Consider the following 19,819-nt stretch of genomic DNA (forward strand, 5'->3'; position numbering starts at 1 on the left):
GCATGACAGCCCGCGACGTCGTCGCTAGGCTTCCGGGGACATGACCCGCATCATCGCCGGCGCCGCCGGCTCGCTCACCCTCGCCGTGCCGCGCTCGGGCACGCGCCCCACGAGCGACCGCGTGCGCGAGGCCATCTTCTCGGCGCTCGATGCGCGCGACGTCGTCGAGGGCGCGGCCGTGCTCGACCTGTACGCGGGTTCGGGTGCGCTCGGTCTCGAGGCGGCGAGCCGCGGCGCAGCCGACGTCGTGCTCGTCGAACGCGCCAAGGGCGCCGCCGACGTGTGCCGCCGCAACGCCGAGGCGGTCGGCCGTGCCCTGCGCGGGCGCGACACGCGCGTGACGGTCGCCGCGCGCTCGGTCTCGAGCTACCTCGAATCGGCCGTGGGACCCTTCGACCTCGTCTTCATCGACCCGCCCTACGAGCTCGGCGAGGCGTCGCTCACGGTCGACCTCGCACTGCTCGCACCGCTGCTCGCCGCAGACGCGGTCGTCGTCGTGGAGCGCAGCTCGCGCTCCCCCGAGCCGACCTGGCCGACGGGCATCGTCCCCGACCGCCGTCGCGACTACGGCGAGACGACGCTGTGGTGGGCGTCGGCTCAGCCCGAGCGTCCGTCCCAGCCGGCGTAGGGGTCCCAGCCGTCGGCGCCGACCCGCCGGCCGTCGACGAGCACGTGCCCGGGGTCGTCGACGACCATGCCGACCACCTCGAACGGCTCGGGCACGCGCGTGCCGGGTGGGAAGGTGGCGAGCAGGCCGTGGTCCTCGGCGCCCGCGAGCGCGACGCGCAGGTCGGGGCCCAGCGCCGCGGACTCGAAGTCGAGGCCGACGCGGCTCGCCTCGGCGATCCGGCGCGCGTCGCGGGCGAGGCCGTCGGAGACGTCGAGCATCGCCGTGGCTCCCGCGACCGCCGCGACGACGCCCGCGCCGACGGGCGGTTCGGGGGCGAGCTGGGCGCGCACGAGCTCCGGATGCCGCAGCCGCACCTCACGGGCCGCCTCGGCATCCGGCTCCGCCGTGTCGTCGGTGCCCTCGGCGAACAGCAGCGCGAGCCCGCGCGCGGCGTCGCCCCGGGCGCCCGCATGCGCCAGGAGATCGCCGACCCGGGCGCCGGAACGCAGCACCGGCGCGCGTCCTTCGAGATCGCCGAACGCGGTCACCGCGATGGTGAGCACCGAGGACGCCGACAGGTCGCCCCCGACGACACCCGCGCCGGGGGCCAGCGCGGCCAGTCCCTCGCGCAGGCCGTCGGCGAACGCCTCGAGCACGCCGACCGGCGTCGCGGGCGGCGCCGCCACGGCGACGACCAGCGCCGTGGGGCGGGCGCCCATGGCGGCGACATCCGTGAGGTTCGTGGCCGCGGCCTTCCAGCCGAGGTCGAACGGCGTCGACCAGGCCAGGCGGAAGTCGGGGCCGTGCACGAGCATGTCGGTGGTCACGACGAAGCGTCCGTCGGGGGCGGCCACCACCGCGGCGTCGTCACCGGCGGGGAGGAGTGTCGAATCGCCCGGTGTCAGCCGGGGCAGGATGCGTGCGAGCACCGCGCTCTCGCCGAGCTCCGCGATCGTGGGTCCGCCCGGGCGCGCAGCTCGTTCCATGCCACTCACGGTAGCCTGAGATGGATGCCCCACCCAGCCGCCCGTCGCCCCCGCGGGCTCCCCCGAGCCGTGTCCGCCGCGGCCGTGGCCGTCGTCGGCGTCGGCGTGCTGGCCGGCTGCACCCAGGCCGTGACCTTCGACCCCGCGCCCGACGCGACCGACCCCGACTGCGCCGCCGTGGTCGTGCGCCTGCCCGACACCGTCGCCGGTCTGTCCGAACGCGAGACCAACGCGCAGGGCACCGGCGCCTGGGGCTCCCCTGCCGCCGTGCTGCTCCGGTGCGGCGTCGAGCCGCCCGGACCCACGACCGACCGCTGCGTGAGCGTCGACGGCGTCGACTGGATCATCGACGAATCGGATGCCCCGCGGTTCCTGTTCACGACCTACGGCCGCACCCCCGCGGTCGAGGTGCTCGTCGACAACGACGTGGTGTCGGGCTCGACCGCGATCGCCGACCTCTCGCAGGCGGTCGCCGCGATCCCCGCCGAGGGCGGCTGCGTGTCGCTCGACGACGGCGCCGGCGGCTGACGCGACGATTCAGCGACGCCGCAGCATCAGCACGCCGAGCGCCCCGAACCACGCCATGAGCAGCACGTACCCCACGGCGACGAGCACCGCGACGGGCGGCTGCACGACGCCCAGCGCGAAGTCCGCCACGAGCAGCGCGCCGTTGGCCACGATGCCGAGCGCGGCGATGAGCCATGCGCGTCCCACCGCGAAGAGGACCGCGACGATGATGCCCGCGGCCATCACCGCCGAGCGGCCGGCCTGTCCGGTCACGAGGAACACGACGATGCCCGCGAACGGCAGGACCGCCGCAACGACCATCCAGACGGGATGCGGCCGGAACGGGCCCGGCCACATTCCCGAGTAGGCCACGCCGACGGCGACGAGGATGGCGATGTCGAGCGGATTCAGCAGGCGCAGCGGGTCGTCGGGGAGCTGCCCGACACCGCTGCTCGACTGGAAGAACACGACGAGCCAGTTCCGCATGCCGAGCCCGGGTGCTGGCACGACGAGGCCGAACAGACCGACGACGAGCAACGCCACCACCAGGAACGCCGCGACGGCGCCGGGGAACGCGAGCCACGGTGCGGTTCGTTCCTCGACCCGCCGGTCCCCTCTCATCGCGCCTCCGGCCTTCGGCGGAAGCCTATCGCCTAGCGCACGCCGCGCGCGTGCCCGACCTCGATGAGCTCGGTGATGAGCTCGGGATAGCTCAGTCCCGACTTCAGCCAGCAGGTCGGGAACATCGAGATGGGCGTGAACCCCGGCATGGTGTTGATCTCGTTGACCACGAAGCCCTCGTCGCCGAGGAAGACGTCGACACGGGCAAGGCCCTCGGCGCCGATGGCCTCGAACGCGTGGCGCGCGATGCGCTGCAGCTCGAAGAGCTCGCCGTCGCCGAGGTCGGCGGGGCAGATGAGCTCGACGCCGGGAGCGTCGAGGTACTTCGCCTCGAAGTCGTAGAACTCCCGCCCGGTCACCACGACCTCGCCCGCGACGCTCACGCGCGCCGGGGCGCCGTCGCGGCCCTCGAGCACCGCGCACTCGATCTCGCGACCGCTGATCGCGGCCTCGATGAGCGCGGCGCGGTCCTCGGCGAACGCGACGTCGAGGGCGGCGTCGAGCTCCGACCAGTCGGCGACCCTCGTGACGCCCACCGACGATCCGGCCCGTGCGGGCTTCACGAACACCGGCAGCCCCAGCCCGCGCGCCCGGCGCTCCCAGAGCTCCCGGTCGTCGTCCCACGACCGCCGCGTCACCGACACCCACGGGGCGACCGTGATGCCGGCGCCCTCGAGCACCGTCTTCGTGACGTGCTTGTCCATGCCGATCGCCGAGGCGAGCACCCCGTTGCCGACGTAGGGCAGGCCGACGAGCTCGAGCAGGCCCTGGATCGTGCCGTCCTCGCCGAACCGTCCGTGCAGGATCGGGAAGACGAGGTCGACCTCGCCGAGCGAACGCTCGCCCGTGGCATCCGTCACGGTCAGCTCTCGCGACGCCGAGCTCTCTGGCCAGCGCACGCGCGTGCCGTTGTCGACGACCTCGGGGAGGTGCTGCGGATCGAGCCCGAAGCGGGACGCGTCGTCGGACTCGAGCACGTACGCGCCGTCGCGGGTGATCCCGACGGGGATCACCTCGAACCGGTCACGGTCGATCGCGCCCAGGACTCCGCCCGCCGTCGCGCAGCTGATCGAATGCTCGCTTGAGCGCCCGCCGAACAGCAGAACCACCCTGAGCTTGTCCATCCTTCGTCCTTTCGCCCTGCGGCTCGTCGTCGGTCGTGAGGTGCGGTGCGATGTCCTTCGGGGCCAGCGTGCCCGCGAGCACCTGGCGGACCTGCTCGACGATGGGCATCTCCACGCTCTTCGCCCGCGCGAGCTCGAGGATGGGCCCGACGGACGCGAGTCCCTCGGTGGTCTGCTGCATCTGGTTCACGACGTCGCTCAGGTGGTAGCCCTGCCCGAGCAGTCGCCCCGCGGTGTTGTTGCGCGACAGCGGCGACTGACAGGTCGCGATGAGGTCGCCGAGGCCGGCCAGCCCCGCGAGCGTCTCGGGGTGCGCCCCGAACGCCACGGCGAAGTCGGTCATCTCGACGAGGCCCCTGGTGATGATCGACGCCTTCGTGTTCTCGCCGTAGCCGGCGCCGTCGACGATGCCGATCGCGAGGGCGATGAGGTTCTTCAGCACTCCACCGAACTCGGTGCCGATGACGTCGGTGTTCACGAAGGAGTGGAAGTAGCGGTTGCGGGCGACGGATGCCACGGCCTGCGCCGTCTCGAGGCTCGTCGACGAGACGACGGCCGCGGTCGGCTGCTCCTTGGCGATCTCGAGCGCGAGGTTCGGACCCGAGATGACCGCGATCTGCGACTGGTCGATCCGGAGTCCCTCGGCGATGACCTCGCTCATCCGGAGCCCCGTCGACTTCTCGATCCCCTTCATGAGCGAGATCACGCTGGACTCGGCGTGCAGGTGGGGAGCGGCGATCTTGAGGTGCTCGCGGAGCGCCTGGCTCGGCACCGAGACGTACACCTGCTCGGCGCCCGCGAGCGCGAGATCGAGCCGGCTCGTGGCGCGGAGGCCGAGCGGCAGGTTCACGCCGGCCAGGTAGTCGCTGTTGCGCTTGGCCTCCTGGATCTCGCGCGCGAGCTCGGGCCGACGCGCCCAGACGACGACGTCGGCGCCGCCGTCGGCGAGGATCTTCGCGAAGGTCGTGCCCCAGCTGCCGGCGCCGAGCACCGCCACGCGCTTGCCGTGCGGCTTCGGGGGCTGGTTCCTACCCTTCAAGGCGACCGGTCTCCTTCTGTCCGTGCGCCGCGGGATCCCAGCGCTCGGCGGGCGCGGGCTCGCCGCGGAGCTCGGCGAGGAGCGCCGCGATCGCGTTCATGAGCTCGCCCGTCGCCTTCAGCAACGTGGCCTGGTCGAGCGGCTTGCCCCGGTAGGCGCTGAGGTCGAGGGGCTCACCGACCGCCACGTCGATCGTCTTGCGCGGGAAGAGGCTCAGCTTCTTGCCGTATCGGGGCAGGAGCGCCTGCGTGCCCCAGTGGGCGATGGGGACGATCGGGATGTCGCGTTCGAGCGCGATCCGCACGGCACCGGTCTTGCCGCGCATCGGCCACATGTCGGGATCCCGGGTGAGCGAGCCCTCGGGATAGACGACGACCATGCGGCCCTTCTCGACCAGTTCCTCCGCGGCGCGGAGCGCGGCATGGCTCTGGCTGCCGGCGCGCTCGACGGGGATCTGCCCCGACATCCGGAGGAACCACGCGAGCACGGGGTTCTTGAAGAGCGAGGCCTTCGCGAGGAACCTGGGCGCTCGCCCGAGCTTCCAGCTCGCCATGCCGATCACGACGGGGTCGATCTCGCTGTAGTGGTTCGGCGCGAGCACGAAGGCGCCGGTCTGCGGCATCCGTTCGGCGTGCCGGAACCGGAAGCGTATCGCCAGGTTCATCACCGGGAGGATGATCACGGCGAGGACCCAGAAGAACGACGGACGTCGGGTCTCTGAACGCGGCTTCACGGCAGCGTCGGATGAGGGGTTCGCGGGTGGCACTCCCCCATTATCCTTCGAGTTCGAAGTCCGCCCCGAGGAGCTCGAGCTTCGTGAGGAAATCCTCGTAGCCGCGCGCGATGATGCCCACGTTCGACACGGTCGAACGCCCCTCGGCCGTGAGCGCCGCGATGAGGTGGCTGAAGCCGCCGCGCAGGTCGGGCACCTCGATGTCGGCGCCGTGCAGCCGCGACGGGCCGGAGATCACGGCCGAGTGCTTGAAGTTGCGCTGGCCGAAGCGGCATGGCCCCGCTCCGAGGCACTCCTTGTGCACCTCGATGGACGCGCCCATCTCGACGAGCGCGTCGACGAAGCCGAACCGCTGCTCGTACACGGTCTCGTGCACGATCGAGACGCCCTTTGCCTTGGTGAGCGCGACCACGAGCGGCTGCTGCCAGTCGGTCATGAATCCCGGGTGCACGTCGGTCTCGATGATGACGGGCTTCAGCTCGCCGCCGGGGTGGTAGAAGCGGATGCCGTCGTCGTGGATCTCGAAGGCGCCGCCGACCTTGCGGAACACGTTGAGGAAGGTGAGCAGGTCGGCCTGCCTGGCGCCGCCCACGAAGATGTCGCCCTCGGTCGCGAGCGCGGCGGCGGCCCAGCTGGCGGCCTCGTTGCGATCGGGGATCGCCCGGTGCGTGTACCCCGACAGCTTCTCGACGCCCTCGATGCGGATGACCCGGTCGGTGTCGACCGTGATGATCGCGCCCATCTTCTGCAGGATGTTGACGAGGTCCATGATCTCGGGCTCGATGGCTGCGCCGGAGAGCTCGGTGATGCCGTCGGCGAGCACCGCCGTGAGCAGCACCTGCTCGGTGGCGCCGACGCTCGGGTACTCGAGCGACACCTTCGCCCCGTGCAGCCCGTTCGGCGCCGACATCCGGATGCCGCTCGGCAGCTTCTCGATGATCGCGCCGAAGTTGCGCAGCACCTCGAGGTGGAAGTTGATGGGGCGGTCGCCGATGCGGCAACCGCCGAGGTCTGGGATGAACGCCTCGCCGAGCCGGTGCAGCAGCGGACCGCAGAACAGTATGGGGATGCGGCTCGAACCCGCGTGCGCATCGATGTCGGCCATGTGCGCCGATTCCACGGCAGAGGGGTCGAGGATGAGCTCGCCCTCGTCGACGCCGTGCGTGACGCTGACACCGTGCACCTCGAGGAGGCCGCGCACGATGCGCACGTCGCTGATGTTCGGCACGTCCTTCAGCACGCTCGGAGTGTCGCCGAGGATCGCCGCGACCATGGCCTTCGTGACGAGGTTCTTCGCACCCTTCAACTCGATGCGGCCGTGCAACGGCTTGCCGCCGTTGATCGTGATCCGGTCGACGTTCAGTCCGACGGCGGTTGCGTGGTTCTTGGCGTCCTGCCCGAGTGTGTTCACAGACTCCCTGATTCTGCCGGCTCCCTGATGGGGAGCGTCTTCGGCCGCCAAGACTCTCGACGTGACTCGAACTCGGCGATCGACTCCTCGTCCCGGAGGGTGAGCCCGATGTCGTCGAGCCCTTCGAGAAGCCTCCACCGAGTGTAGTCGTCGATGTCGAACGAGACCGAGAGCGCGCCCGCGCTCACCGTACGCTCAACGAGATCGACCGTGACGGGTATTCCCGGATCGGCTTCGACGACCTCCCAGAGCCGCTCGACGTCCTCGTAGGCGACCTGTGCCGCCAGGAGGCCCTGCTTACCGGAATTGCCGCGGAAGATGTCGCCGAAACGGCTGGAGACCACGACGTCGAAGCCGTAGTCGCGCAGCGCCCACACGGCGTGCTCACGGCTCGAACCGGTGCCGAAGTCGGGACCGGCGATGAGGATGCGGGCGCCCTGGTACTCGGGTCGGTTCAGGATGAACTCGGGGTCCTGCCGCCACGCGTGGAACAGGGCGTCCTCGAAGCCGGTCTTCGTGACGCGCTTGAGGAACACGGCCGGGATGATCTGGTCGGTGTCGACGTTCGATCGGCGCAGCGGAACCGCGATGCCCGTGACGGTGCTGAACTTCTGCATGTCAGCGCCCCTCCCCTTCGGTCTGCAGATCCCAGGGGCTCGAGAGCGTCCCCCGGATCGCGGTCGCCGCGGCAACGAGCGGCGAGACGAGGTGCGTGCGGCCGCCCTTGCCCTGGCGGCCCTCGAAGTTGCGGTTCGACGTCGACGCGCAACGCTCCCCGGGCGCCAGCTGGTCGGGATTCATGCCGAGGCACATCGAGCAGCCCGCGAAGCGCCATTCGGCGCCGAACTCCTCGATCACCCGGTCGAGGCCCTCGGCCTCGGCCTCGAGTCGCACCCGCGCCGAGCCCGGCACGACCATGACGCGCACGCCGTCGGCCTTCTTCCTGCCCTTGATGATCGACGCGAACGCCCGCAGGTCCTCGATGCGGCTGTTCGTGCACGAGCCCATGAAGACCGCGTCGACCTTGATCTGCTTCAGCGGCGTGCCGGGCTCGAGCGCCATGTACTCGAGGGCGCGCTCGGCGGCGGCGCGCTCGTGCTGGTCGTCGATCGATGCGGGATCGGGCACGGCGTCGGAGAGCGAGACCCCCTGGCCGGGGTTCGTGCCCCAGGTCACGAACGGCTCGAGCGCGTCGGCGTCGATGGACACCTCGGCGTCGAAGCGCGCACCCTCGTCGGTGGGAAGGGTCCTCCAGTACTCGACCGCGGCATCCCAGTCGGCGCCCTGGGGCGCGTGCGGGCGGCCCCGCAGGTAGGCGAACGTCGTCTCGTCGGGTGCGACCATGCCGGCGCGTGCGCCGGCCTCGATCGACATGTTGCAGATCGTCATGCGCCCGTCCATCGACAGCGAGCGGATGGCGCTGCCACGGTACTCGAGCACGTAGCCCTGCCCGCCGCCGGTGCCGATCTTCGCGATCACGGCGAGGATGATGTCCTTCGCGGTGACGCCCGGACGGAGCGTGCCCTCGACGTTGATCGCCATGGTCTTGAAGGGCTTCAGGGGCAGCGTCTGCGTGGCGAGCACGTGCTCGACCTCGCTCGTGCCGATGCCGAACGCCATGGCCCCGAAGGCACCGTGCGTCGACGTGTGCGAGTCGCCGCAGACGACCGTGATGCCGGGCTGGGTGAGCCCGAGTTGCGGGCCGACGACGTGCACGATGCCCTGCTCCACGTCGCCGAGGGAGTGCAGGCGGATGCCGAACTCGGCGGCGTTGCGGCGCAGCGTCTCGATCTGCGTGCGGCTCGTGGGGTCGGCGATGGGCCGGTCGATCGCGAGCGTGGGGGTGTTGTGGTCTTCGGTCGCGATCGTGAGGTCGGGTCGGCGAACCGGGCGCCCCGCCATGCGGAGGCCGTCGAAGGCCTGCGGGCTCGTGACCTCGTGCAAGAGGTGCAGGTCGATGTAGATGAGGTCGGGGGTGCCGCCATCGCCCTTCTTCACGAGATGGGCGTCCCAGACCTTCTCGGCAAGGGTGCGGGGTCGGGCTTCTGTCGTGGGTACTGCGTTCAACGTTCGCTTCCTCAGAATCTGTGGTCAGCCGACGACGGACTCCGCGACGGGGATCGGCCTAGGAGGAGGCCCCGCCGCGGCACAGAAGGAGGAGTCGTGGAGCGCGCACCATCTCAGGCTACACCGTGTCGAGCGGCACTCGATCCAGTCGCACGGCGAACTCCCCGAACAGCAGGGTCGCGCCGTTCGGCGCGTCGACGGCGCGGCCGGGCTCGAGCTCGTACGACTCGCCCTCGGCCGTGAGCACGCGGGTGCCGTTCGTCGAGGCGAGGTCGGTGACCCGCACGCGGCCGTCGACGACCTCGACGCGCGCGTGCGTCTTGGAGACCGATCGGGCCGGGTCGGCGAGCGGGATCGTCGCGGCAGCGGGCCGTGCGGGGTCGGCCACCGGATCCCGCCCGAGCACCACCGGACGCACGAGCAGCACCTCGAGGCCGCCCGCCGCGCGCAGTCGCCAGGCTCCCTCTGACGGGCTCGGCCCGGGGGCCTCGATGCGCTCGACCGGGTCGCCGGGAACGACCGTCGGGCGCGCCGGGCCGAGCGGCGGCACGAGGCCGGGGGGCGGGCTGAACGATGGGAGCACGCGGCGCGGCGCATCCTGCACCGTGCCCTCGGGCTCCTCGGTCGGCGGCGCCGCCGGGATCAGCCCCGGCGGCGGCACGATGAAGTCCGGCGAACCCACGCGACCACTCTAGCGACGCCGGTGCACGCGGTACCGGGCCACGAGGCGGCGCAGGCGACCGGCCCCGCCTGCGACGGTGTCGACCGCGGCATCCGACGCCTTCCACCGGTCGGCCACGACCGTGTCGCTCACGGCGACGCCGCCGAAGACGTCGCGATCGATGGTCGCCGCGAGGGTCGACAGCCGCACCGCCGACGGTGCCGCCTCGGCGACACCCGGCGCGCCCGACGGTGCGAGCCCCTGCTCGGCGAGCTCCTGCTCCATCGCCCGGGCGACCTGGAGTCGCGAACCGCGCACGGGCGGATCGAGCCCGAGCTCCGCAACGCGATCGACGAGTTCCTCCCAGGCTCCGGCGGCCTGCCGGTCGTTGGAACCGCGTCGGCGCCGTCTCCGCCGAGACGCCTTCATGACCGCGACGACGAGCATCGGGGCGAGCAGCGCGATGGCGGGGATGCCGACCGCGGCCATCGCCACCCATGCCCAGGCCGGGAGCTGGAACGGGCGATCGCGATCGTCGTCGTCGGTGTCGTCGATCTCGACGGTCGTGAGGAGCTCGTCCTCGAGCTGCTCCGCCCTCGGCGGCTGACGCACCTGAGGCTGCGGCTCCGACTTCGGCTTGGGCGTCTGCTCCTGCGGCACGTCGACCTGGTCGGGGGTAGGGCGGAACGGGAGCCACCCGATGCCCTCGAAGGGCACCTCGACCCACGCGGTCACGTCCTCGCCCACGACCTCGACCGATTCGGCATCCTCGGGGATCTCGGGTGCGAATCCCATCACGACGCGCGCCGGATAGCCGAGGTGCCGCGCCATGAGGGCCATGGCGGCGGCGTACTGCTCCTCGTCACCCACCATCTGCGTCCTCGTGAAGAGCTCGATGAGGCGGTCGGCGCCGTGGCCGGCCCGTGACGGCACGGAGTCGCTCGCCAGGCCGTGGCTGAGGTAGCCGCTCGTCTTCAGCGCCCGCTCGATGGCCCGCAACTGCTCGATGGGGGTCACCGCGTCGCCCGCGTACTCCTCCGCCTTGGCCGCCACCACGTCGGGCACGTTCTCGACCGACGGCATCGGCACACGCGCCACGGGCACGTCGACGAGATCCTCGAGCTCGGGCTCGCGCTGGACTCGCGACTCGAGGCGGTAACGCACGTCCGGCCCGACACCGCTCGTGAGCACGGCCGTGCCGGCCCCGGCGTTGTACCGCAGGTCTCCCGCCCGCTCGACCGAGTCCTCGTCGCGGAGGTCGAGCGTCGTCCCGTAGCCGACCGTCGGAAGCCACATGTCGTCGTACGACGCGCCCGACACCTCGATCGCGCGCGTGCTGCCGAGGCTCGCGAGCGGCGGCTCGGGGAGCGTGGGTCCGACGATCGCGTACCCGCCGTCGGCGGCGTCCTCGGGACCGGCGACGGTCCACAGTCGTCCGGTGTAGGCATCCATGGCCGCGAGGCGGATGACGTCGCCCGGCTCGAGTCCCGACACGCGGAACAGCGGCTCCTCGGCGAGGTCCTTCGTGTACGTGCGGAACCCCGAGAGCGGACTCGGGAACTCGAGGGGGTCGAACGGCGGCACGACCTCGTCGCGCAGCACGAACCGATCGGGCGCGATCGGAGTGAACGCGACGCCGGCGATCGCGCCGAGCGCCACGGCCCCCGCGACCACGGTCGCGGTGCCCGCGAGCTTCTGCCGCTGCAGCCGCACTGCGCCGTCTCCGCTCGACTCGACCGTCGCGCCCCGGCGCCAGGACATCCAGACGAGCGCGATCGTCGCGAACGCGACCCCGCGGACGCCCGCGAGATAGGCCTCATCGGTTCCGAGCAGGATGCCAGAGAGGTAGAGGGCCACCGGACCGAGGAGCAGCACGCTCGAACGGAGGGCCGTGCGTCGTCGCGCCAGCCACCGCGTGACGAGCATCGTGCCGACCAGCGCGATGAGCCACGCCGCGAAGTACGGCACCACGGCGACGTAGTAGGGAGCCTCGACGGGCGTGCCGATGGTGACGATGTCGGCCCAGCCGTACACCGGGCCGATGGCGAGGCCGGCCAGGCCCTCGAGCGAGGGCAGCACGGCGAACAGCGCGCGATCGGGCATGGTCACCGGCACGCCGATCAGGAAGTACCCCGCCATCGCGACGAGCACCGTCGTCACGACGCCGAGTCGCCAGAGCGCACCGACCGTCGCGGTGAACGTGCCGACAGCGAGGCCCGCGACCGCCGCGATGAGGAAGCCGAGGCCGCCGTACGCCGTCTCGTAGCCGGCGATGCCGAGCAGGGAGAGCACACCGAGCACGCCGAGGTCGGTCACGACCGATCGGGACAGCCTGGTCACGGTCGCACCCTTCGCACGAGTCGCGGCAGCTCGGCGAGCTCGCCGACGGTCACGACCGTGGTGTCGCCGATTCGCGTCACACGGGACGCCGCGCCGAGCTCGACCCGGAACGCGATCGTCTGCGTGTCGGCGCCGAACAGCGTCTCGAGCGTTCGGAGGTCGGCCACGGGGAGCCGGGAGCCGGCGACCGTGATGACGACGCTCGGCGGCGGGAGTCGCTTCGTGGCATCCCGAGCGAACTCCCGGACCGAGGCGAAGGCGCCTCGGACGGGCTCGATGCGCGAGCTGTCATCGAGGAGCGCCGTGGGCGTCGCCGTGCGGAGCGACCGCGCCTCGGTGAGCACCGCGAGCCGCGTGGCGTCGCGGATCACCTGCACGCCGATGGATGCCAGCACCGACACGGCCAGCTCGAACTCCGCTTCGGACGCGTAGTGCGTCGACTCCGTCGGCTGCAGGAGGATGAGCTGCGAGCGCCGCGTCTCCTCGTACTGGCGCACCATGAGCTGGCCCGTCCGGGCCGACGTGCGCCAGTGCACGTTGCGCAACGCGTCACCCGGTTCGTAGGCGCGCAGTGCGTGGAACGAGATGTCGTTGTTCGTGATCGTCTTGGTGACCTCGCCCTCGAGGTCGCGCACGAGGCCGGCCGCCGACGGTCGGAGCCGAACGGTCAGCGGGTGCACGAACAGCTCGACCGGATCGTTCCATCGCATCGTGCGCCGCAGCAGGCCGAGCTGGTCGCCGCGCACCGACGTCGCCGGTCCGGCGACGATCACGGCGCGGCGCGACGTGGGTACCGCGAACAGCTCCTCGTGTTCCCCGCCCTGCGGCAGGGCCGGCACGATGAACTCCGCGAGACCCGCGCCGACCGGGAGTTCGAGCCGCGACGGCGTCGTGGTCCGCGTGCCGGCGTTCTCGACGACGAGGCGCCCGAGCGCCCGCTCCCCCGCCACCACGCGGGCCGGCTGCAGCTCGACGGCGACGCGGAAGTCCATGCGGCCGAACACGAACGGCACCGCGACGAGCAGCGCCGCGAGCAGCGTGAAGCCGAGGAAGGCGAACTCGACCCAGCCGAGCAGCCACGCGATCACGAGGCAGGCTGCCGCGGCGCCCGCGACGAGCCATCCGGCCGTCGACACCACGCCCGTCACCGGCCGGGCGAACCGGGCGACCGCTCGACCGATCGCACGGGCCCGTCGGCCGAGCGAGCGAGTGGATGCCGCGAGCGACCGCCCGATCGTCCGCAGCGCGATGCGCGTCTGCGAGGGCGGCTTCAGGAGGGGGTCGGGCTCGCTCATGCCGCCCGGTACGCGGGTGGGGCGACCTCGACGAGCACGCGCTCGACGATGTCCTGGGCGGTCGTGCCCGCGAACTCCGACTCGGGATCGACGATGATGCGGTGCGCGAGCACCGGCACCGCGAGCTCGCGCACGTCGTCGGGCGTCACGTACGTGCGTCCCTGCGCGATCGCCCAGGTCTTCGCGGTACGCGCGAGCGCGAGTGCGCCACGCATGCTCACGCCGAGGGCCGAATCCTGATGCTCGCGCGTCGCCGAGACGAGCTGGTTGAGGTACGAGAGCACCGCGGCATCCACGAACACCTCGGACGCGAGCTGCGACATCGTGGTGACCGAGCTGGCGGCGATGATCGGCGCGACCCTCGATGCGCGGGCCCGGTTCGCGGAGTCGAGCAGCAGCGTGACGGCCGTGTCGTGGTCGGGGTAGCCGAGCGAGGTCTTGACGAGGAACCGGTCGAGCTGCGCCTCGGGCAGGGAGTAGGTGCCGGCCTGCTCGACCGGGTTCTGCGTCGCGATGACCATGAACGGCGAGCCCACGTCGTAGCTCACGCCGTCGACGGTGACGCGGCCCTCCTCCATGACCTCGAGGAGCGCCGACTGCGTCTTGGGGCTCGCCCGGTTGATCTCGTCGGCCAGCACGATCGACGCGAAGATCGGTCCGCGGTGGAACTCGAACCGGCCCTTGCCCTGGTCGTAGATGGTGACGCCCGTGACGTCGGAAGGCAGCAGGTCGGGCGTGAACTGGATGCGCGAATTGGTGCCGTCGAGGGTGTTCGCGAGGGCCTTCGCGAGCACGGTCTTGCCCGTGCCGGGGAAGTCCTCGAGCAGCACGTGCCCGTCGGAGAGCAGCGCGACGAGCACGAGCTCGATGACCTCGCGCTTGCCGAGGATCGCCTGATCGATGTTGTCGACGAGCTTCGAGAAGGCGTCCTGGAACCAGAGTGCCTGTTCCTGTGTCACTGCCATGCCTGCTCCTTCGTGTGTTCGGCCCGCGCCGGGCGGCTCACGTGGTCACCACGTGTTGTAGGGGATGTTGTTCCACTGGGTGCCGCTGATGGCGCCCAGCGTGCGCGACGTGCCGCCGCTGACGTTCTCGAAGCGAACCGCGATCGTCTCGCTCGCCAGGCGGACGCCGAGGTGATTCATCAGCTGGAGCTGACCGCTCGCTCCGACGTCGACGGTCTGCTGGTAGCCGCAGCAGGAGCTGCCGTTGATCGTGGCGAACACGCGGTAGGTGCCCGGATCCATGTTGCTCCACGTGATGCGCACCTCGGCACAGCCGCCGCCACCGCTGTCGCACGACCGGCTCGGGCCCTTGCCGATCGTGCCGGAGGGCTGCGGGTTGGCGACGTTGAAGTTCGTCCCCGCGGCGGGGCCCGTCCTTCCGCTGCCCACGTTGATCGCGCGCACCTGCACGCTGTGCCCGCCGGCGCCGACGTCCGTGAACCGATGGGTGCGATCGGTGCCGGAACCGGTCCACGCGCCCGAGTCGAGCTTCACCTCGTAGCGGACGCTGCCGCCGCCGGTGTCGGCGGGTGCGGCCCAGCTGATGTCGACGCTGGTGGGCGCCGTGCCGTTCACCTGAGCGCTGACGTTCCGCGGCGCGGTCGGTGTGCCGTAGGGCGTGACGGCGGCGGACGGCGCCGACCAGGCGCCCCATCCGATCGCGTTGTGGGCACGGACCTTGAAGGTGTACGCCGTGCCGTTCGTCAGGTTGCCCACGCTGTAGTTCGTGCCGCCTGCCGATGCGGCCACATCGCGGATGGAGCCGTTGACGTCGAGCTGGTAGCCGTCGATCGGCGAGTTGTTGTTGGCCGGGATGTTCCAGCGAACCGTCGCCGCGGCGTCGCCCGCGGTCGCGGTCGGCGCCGCGGGAGCATCGGGCTCGTCGCGCACCGTGACGATGATGCGCCCCTGCACCTCCCGGGCCGGATCGCGCGTGCCGTCCTGGATCCGGTAGATCACGCTCAGGGTTCCCGTGAAGCCCGCTCCGGTCCGCACGGTGACGTCGGACGCGGTGAAGCTCGCCGAAGCTGCGGACCCGACATCCGCCTGGTCGATCTTCGCATCGACGACGCGCAGCGGGGTGTCGGGCGCGAACGGGTTGAAGTCGTTCGCGAGCACGTCGACCGTGCGCGAGTCGCTGCGCTGCAGGTCGACCGCATCGTCGTTCGCCCTCGGAAGCGCGCGCGTCGACGACACCACGCCCACGTCGACGTAGCCGGGGACCGTGAACCCGTTGAAGCCGACATCGAACGTGATGCGGGCCTCGGTGCCCGGTTGCACGCCGAGCGGTGACGACACCCGAAGGATCGATCCCTCGATGATCTCGCCCCGGATATCGGCCGTCGCGCCGCCCAGGTTCGAGTACGAGATCCGTTCGATGTTGTCGGGGTTCGGATGGTCGCTCGACGAGCGCAGGTCGATGTCGAGCGGGGCCTCGCCGGCCTCGATCGTCTCGCTGCGCGGCGTGAAGGTCGGCGGCGTGTCGTTGAAGTCCGGATCGCCGACCGTGATCGGGATCGTGAGGATCGCGGTGCGGCCGATCGGATCGTCGGCGCCCTTGCCGTCGGTCACCTCGAAGGTGACGGATGCCGCGCCCCGGTAGTCCTGCGCGGGTACGAACTGGAGCGCCGTGCCGCTCACCATCGGCTCCTCGCGCGCGTTCGTCGCCGAGGCCGAGAGGATGAGCGCGGGGTTGCCAGACGGCACGACGACGAGGTCGTCGACGTTCCAGCTGATCCTGCCGTTCATCGGCACGATGATCTCTCCGATGTCGGCGAGGTGGGGGGCGGGGAACTTGGCCTTCTCCTCGGCCGCCAGCTGCTCGGGGGTCTTCGGGCGCTGCGTCTCCTCGACCGTGTCGTCGCCCGACGGAACGGGCGGCACGATCACGAACGCCATGGCCGAGAGGTCGTCGAGCTCGTTCGTCAGCCGGTACGCCACCGCGAAGCGCTCGCGGCCGGGCGTGACCCGGATGCGACCGTCTGGGCTCACCTCGGCGCGCCCGGCGTTCGGCCCCTCGAGGCTCACCGCGAGCTCTTCGACGAGTCCGCCCGGATTCGTGGCATCCGCGAGCGGGGCGACGGTGACGGGCTCGCCGTCGACCACCTGCTCGGGCTCGATGACCTGGTCTTCCGCGGTGGGCGGCTCGATCACGGCGTCGTTTGTGACCGCCACCTGGAGGAATGCGGTGTCGGCGCCGCCGTGGCCGTTCGAGATCTCGTAGCGGATCGTGTACGCGGCCTCCTGCTCAGGTGCCGTGACGACGACACGTCGACGGTCGCGGATCTCGGCCTCGATGCCGTCGTCGACCTCGGGGAGGTCGGCGACGCTGAGGCTGAATCCGCTCGGATCGGAGTCGTTCAGCAGCACCTCGACCGAGGCCGTGCGACCCGGCTTCATCTCGATCGTGTCGTCGACGGCCGTCGGCGGCAGCTGCACGATCGGACGCGGGATCACCCCGATGCGGATCGTGCCCTCGGCGGTGGCGCCGAGCGTGTCGCGCAGTTCGTAGGTGAACGAGTCGGTGCCCGCCGAGCCGTCGAACGCCTCGTACGTCAGCGAGGTGCTTGTTCGCTCGATCACCCGGCCGAGGTTCGGCGCCGCCGAGATGCCGGTCAGCGTCACGGAGTCGCCGTCGGGGTCGAGCTGGTCGAGCGGGATGTCGATCTTCACGGCCGATCCCGCGAAGGTCCTCGACGTGAGCGGCGTGGGCAGCGGCTCCCGGTTCTCGCCGGCGTCCCGCGGAACCACGGTGAAGCTCACCGTCGCTCGCGCCGCCTGTTCGTAGTCGTCGCCGATCGTGTAGACGACCGAGTAGACGCCGGGGCTCTCGGGAGCCTGGAACCGCACCGTGTCACCGTCGACGAATGCGAGGCCGTCAGGGGTGTCGGCCTCGGCGAGCTCGGGCACCACGTGGAGCTGCGCGGCATCGGGATGGTAGTCGTTCTCGAGCACGGGAACGGTCACGATGTCGCCGGCTCGCACGATCGCGCCGTCGTCGACGGCCACGGGCGGCTGGTGCTTCACGAGCGGCGGCACCGGCACGACGGTGACCGTCGCGGTGGAGGCGTTCACGCCGTCGGAGACGGTGTATGCGAACTGCAACTGCCGGTCGAGCGCCTGCGAGGCGGTGACCCGAGTGACCGTGTTCGTGAGGATCTCGACCGACACGAGGCCCTCGGTGTCGGAGTCGTCGATCGACTGCACGGCGAGTACGCGGCCCGACGGCGAGACGTCGTTCGCCAGCACCGGCACCGACAGCGGCTCGCCGGGCCTGAGGTAGGCCGTGTCCTTCACGGCGATGGGCGGCGGAGCCTCGGCCGGCTGCTCGACGACCTGCACGCGCAGGAGTCCCTTGCTCACGGATGCCCCGGCACCGAGGCTGTACAGGAACACGTACTCCCCGGGCACATTGCTCGAGAACGAGATCGTCCCCCGCTCGACGTTGGGTGTGATGGCCGCGTTCTCGGGGATCTCGTCGACGCCGAGCAGCTCGAGCCCGGCCCCCGACGGAGACAGGTCGTTGGCGAGCGGTTCGATGAGCTCGGTCTCGCCCAGGAACACCCGTGCGAAGTCGGGCGTTCCGATGGGGTTCAGCGTGCCCGTCGGCTTGACGTCGACGACGAGTGTGCCCGCCGCCGTGGTCTGGCCGTCGGACACGGTGAACTGCACCTCCTTCTGCCCGAGCTCGGCCGAACGGTGCTCGAACGTGAGGTAGCCGTCGGGGCTCGAACGCACGGTGTCGCCACCCGTCGGCGAGGCGTTGACGAGGTACAGGTCGTCGCCGTCGGGGTCGTTCCAGTCGCCGAGCACGTTGTACGAGATCTGCTGCCCCTGTTCGACGCTGACCGCGCCCGCTCGCATCGACACCGGCGGGGCGTTCTCGCTGTCGGGGACGATGCGCACGTCGACGGACGCCTCGTGCACGCCGCCGCGTCCGTCGTCGACGGAGTACCGGAAGGAGACGGTGCCCGCGGCACCCTCGGCGGGCGCGAACTGCAGGGCCCGGCCGCCGTCGATGAGCTCGAGCCGCCCCGCGGCATCCGAGATCTCGGTCGTGCTCGCCACCGTCAGCACGTCGCCGTCGGGGTCGGTGTCGTTCTCGAGCACCTCGAGGATCGTCGTGCGACCCGGACGAACGCCGTAGTCGTCGTCGCGGGCGACCGGTGGCCGGTTCACGTCGGTGCGCTCGGCGAGCGTGTCCTCGAACGTCTGCTGGGCGCTCTTCTCGTCGCCCTCGAGCTCGTCGCTCTCTTCGGGCGGCGTGACCTCCTCCCAGTTGTCGACGAGACGCAGGTCGGAGTCGACGAGCCAGGAGTTGCCGTTCGTCAGGTTGTTCAGCACGATCACATCGCGGTTCACGCGGAACTCCAGCCGCGAACCGGCGGTGGGCTGGTCGATCGAGACGGCCCTCGGCTCCTGCCCGTCGCAGGCGGCGAGGTAACGCCCGCCGGTCGCCCACGCGCCGTGGATGCAGTCGCCGAGTCGCACCGGCGCCGCCACCTCGCCGGGCGCCGCCGCCGCGGCATCCGCCTCGCTCTCGATGACACGGGACTCGCCGCCGTCGAGGGGCACGTCGAGCAGCGCCGAGCCCGTCGCGAGCACGACCCGGTCACGTTCGGGCCCCGACTGCTGGAGCCGCACGGCGGGTTCGGGAAGCTCGATCGTGCGCCCGTCGACGACGACGGCGTCGGCCTCGACGTCGAAGGCGACGGCCCGTTCGCCGACCGCGGCGAGCTGGTGCCTGCCGAGGCTCGGCAGCGTCGAGGTGTCGGCGTCGTCGGCATCGCGCCTGAGGGTCAGGAGCTCGCCCTCGTCCGGCGAGGTGGCGAAGACGGTGCCCTCGGCGCTCACGGCGACCTGGGCGTCGTCGCCGAGCTCGGCCACGGGCTCGGCACCGCGGAAGTCGAACGAGAGCTCGCCGCCCGCGGGGACGCGCCAGAGCTCGCCCTCGGGCGAGAGGACGGCGAGGATGTCGCCGCCATAGGCGACCTTCGACGCGGGCGGCACGTCGATGCGCTGCACGAGGGTGGTGAACGAGGGGTCGATGCGCTCGAGCGAACCCACGCTCGGATCGAAGAGGAAGGCGTCGTCACCGTGCTGGAAGACGTCGATCTCGTTCGTCGCCGTGGCGACCGCCGCGTCGAGCTCCTCGATCTGCCGATTGAGCCGGCCGGCGAGCAGCTCCTCGGCGTTCGTGACCCACACCTCGCGCGCCCGCAGATCGGGGTCGGTGACCGGGAACCCCTGGTGCAGCACGGCGAACCCGAGCGGGACCCCGGCGAGCACGGCGAGCGCGGTGACCGATGCGACCTGCTTGCGACCCTGGAACCAGGACGTGAAGGTACCCACGCGCTCAACTCCCCAGGTGGATTCGCTCGATCGCAGCAACGGAAATCCGACCGCTCAGCGGCCGGACGG

15 protein-coding genes are annotated in these 19,819 nt (G+C 71.3%); 2 read left to right on the top strand and 13 right to left on the bottom strand.

The genetic code is table 11. The features are described from left to right. Positions 1 to 40 precede the first annotated feature (40 nt). Positions 41 to 628 carry a 16S rRNA (guanine(966)-N(2))-methyltransferase RsmD gene (rsmD, locus tag ACVFI9_RS12385; RefSeq protein ID WP_474762522.1) on the top strand — a complete coding sequence of 196 codons (588 nt, stop codon included), beginning with the start codon at positions 41 to 43 and terminating at the stop codon, positions 626 to 628. On the opposite strand, the gene thiL is transcribed toward rsmD, so the two are convergent. Next, complete coding sequence (gene thiL / locus ACVFI9_RS12390) at positions 598 to 1,596, bottom strand: thiamine-phosphate kinase (RefSeq protein ID WP_474762523.1); 999 nt, start codon at positions 1,594 to 1,596, stop codon at positions 598 to 600. The two genes, rsmD and thiL, sit on opposite strands and share 31 nt — an antisense overlap. A 24-nt stretch (positions 1,597 to 1,620) precedes the next feature. On the opposite strand from thiL, the gene ACVFI9_RS12395 reads away from it, so the two are divergent. Further along, a complete protein-coding gene (locus ACVFI9_RS12395) occupies positions 1,621 to 2,124 on the top strand; it encodes a DUF3515 domain-containing protein (protein ID WP_474762524.1) in 504 nt (167 codons plus the stop codon). A gap of 9 nt (positions 2,125 to 2,133) precedes the next feature. Here ACVFI9_RS12395 and ACVFI9_RS12400 read toward each other — a convergent pair whose 3' ends face one another. The 12 genes from ACVFI9_RS12400 to ACVFI9_RS12455 form a co-directional block, all read right to left on the bottom strand. Beyond that, positions 2,134 to 2,724 (bottom strand): hypothetical protein, encoded by a 591-nt coding sequence (locus ACVFI9_RS12400; RefSeq protein ID WP_474762525.1) that lies wholly within the window; start codon positions 2,722 to 2,724, stop codon positions 2,134 to 2,136. Between the two features lie 32 nt (positions 2,725 to 2,756). Continuing rightward, positions 2,757 to 3,848 carry a D-alanine--D-alanine ligase family protein gene (locus ACVFI9_RS12405; protein ID WP_474762526.1) on the bottom strand — a complete coding sequence of 364 codons (1,092 nt, stop codon included), beginning with the start codon at positions 3,846 to 3,848 and terminating at the stop codon, positions 2,757 to 2,759. Beyond that, positions 3,748 to 4,887, bottom strand: coding sequence for an NAD(P)H-dependent glycerol-3-phosphate dehydrogenase (locus ACVFI9_RS12410; protein ID WP_474762527.1), 1,140 nt, complete (start codon positions 4,885 to 4,887; stop codon positions 3,748 to 3,750). The genes ACVFI9_RS12405 and ACVFI9_RS12410 overlap by 101 nt, the downstream gene beginning before the upstream one ends. Beyond that, entirely contained in the window at positions 4,877 to 5,653 is a 777-nt protein-coding gene (locus tag ACVFI9_RS12415; RefSeq protein ID WP_474762528.1) for a lysophospholipid acyltransferase family protein, read from the bottom strand. The genes ACVFI9_RS12410 and ACVFI9_RS12415 overlap by 11 nt, the downstream gene beginning before the upstream one ends. Before the next feature lie 7 nt (positions 5,654 to 5,660). Continuing rightward, positions 5,661 to 7,031 (bottom strand): UDP-N-acetylglucosamine 1-carboxyvinyltransferase, encoded by a 1,371-nt coding sequence (gene murA / locus ACVFI9_RS12420; protein WP_474762529.1) that lies wholly within the window; start codon positions 7,029 to 7,031, stop codon positions 5,661 to 5,663. Then, complete coding sequence (gene leuD / locus ACVFI9_RS12425; protein WP_474762530.1) at positions 7,028 to 7,648, bottom strand: 3-isopropylmalate dehydratase small subunit; 621 nt, start codon at positions 7,646 to 7,648, stop codon at positions 7,028 to 7,030. The genes murA and leuD overlap by 4 nt, the downstream gene beginning before the upstream one ends. A 1-nt stretch (position 7,649) precedes the next feature. After that, positions 7,650 to 9,098 (bottom strand): 3-isopropylmalate dehydratase large subunit, encoded by a 1,449-nt coding sequence (gene leuC / locus ACVFI9_RS12430; RefSeq protein ID WP_474762531.1) that lies wholly within the window; start codon positions 9,096 to 9,098, stop codon positions 7,650 to 7,652. Between the two features lie 118 nt (positions 9,099 to 9,216). After that, entirely contained in the window at positions 9,217 to 9,780 is a 564-nt protein-coding gene (locus ACVFI9_RS12435) for an FHA domain-containing protein (protein ID WP_474762532.1), read from the bottom strand. Positions 9,781 to 9,789: 9 nt separating this feature from the next. After that, a complete protein-coding gene (locus tag ACVFI9_RS12440; RefSeq protein WP_474762533.1) occupies positions 9,790 to 12,099 on the bottom strand; it encodes a transglutaminase domain-containing protein in 2,310 nt (769 codons plus the stop codon). After that, positions 12,096 to 13,394 (bottom strand): DUF58 domain-containing protein, encoded by a 1,299-nt coding sequence (locus ACVFI9_RS12445; protein ID WP_474762534.1) that lies wholly within the window; start codon positions 13,392 to 13,394, stop codon positions 12,096 to 12,098. The genes ACVFI9_RS12440 and ACVFI9_RS12445 overlap by 4 nt, the downstream gene beginning before the upstream one ends. Next, positions 13,391 to 14,359 carry an AAA family ATPase gene (locus ACVFI9_RS12450; RefSeq protein WP_474762535.1) on the bottom strand — a complete coding sequence of 323 codons (969 nt, stop codon included), beginning with the start codon at positions 14,357 to 14,359 and terminating at the stop codon, positions 13,391 to 13,393. Before ACVFI9_RS12450 ends, ACVFI9_RS12445 begins: the two co-directional genes overlap by 4 nt. A gap of 45 nt (positions 14,360 to 14,404) precedes the next feature. Beyond that, on the bottom strand, positions 14,405 to 19,750 hold the full coding sequence (locus ACVFI9_RS12455; RefSeq protein ID WP_474762536.1) for an Ig-like domain-containing protein: 5,346 nt from the start codon (positions 19,748 to 19,750) through the stop codon (positions 14,405 to 14,407). Positions 19,751 to 19,819 lie beyond the last annotated feature (69 nt).

This window comes from Agromyces sp. NSFZ (assembly GCF_056156205.1).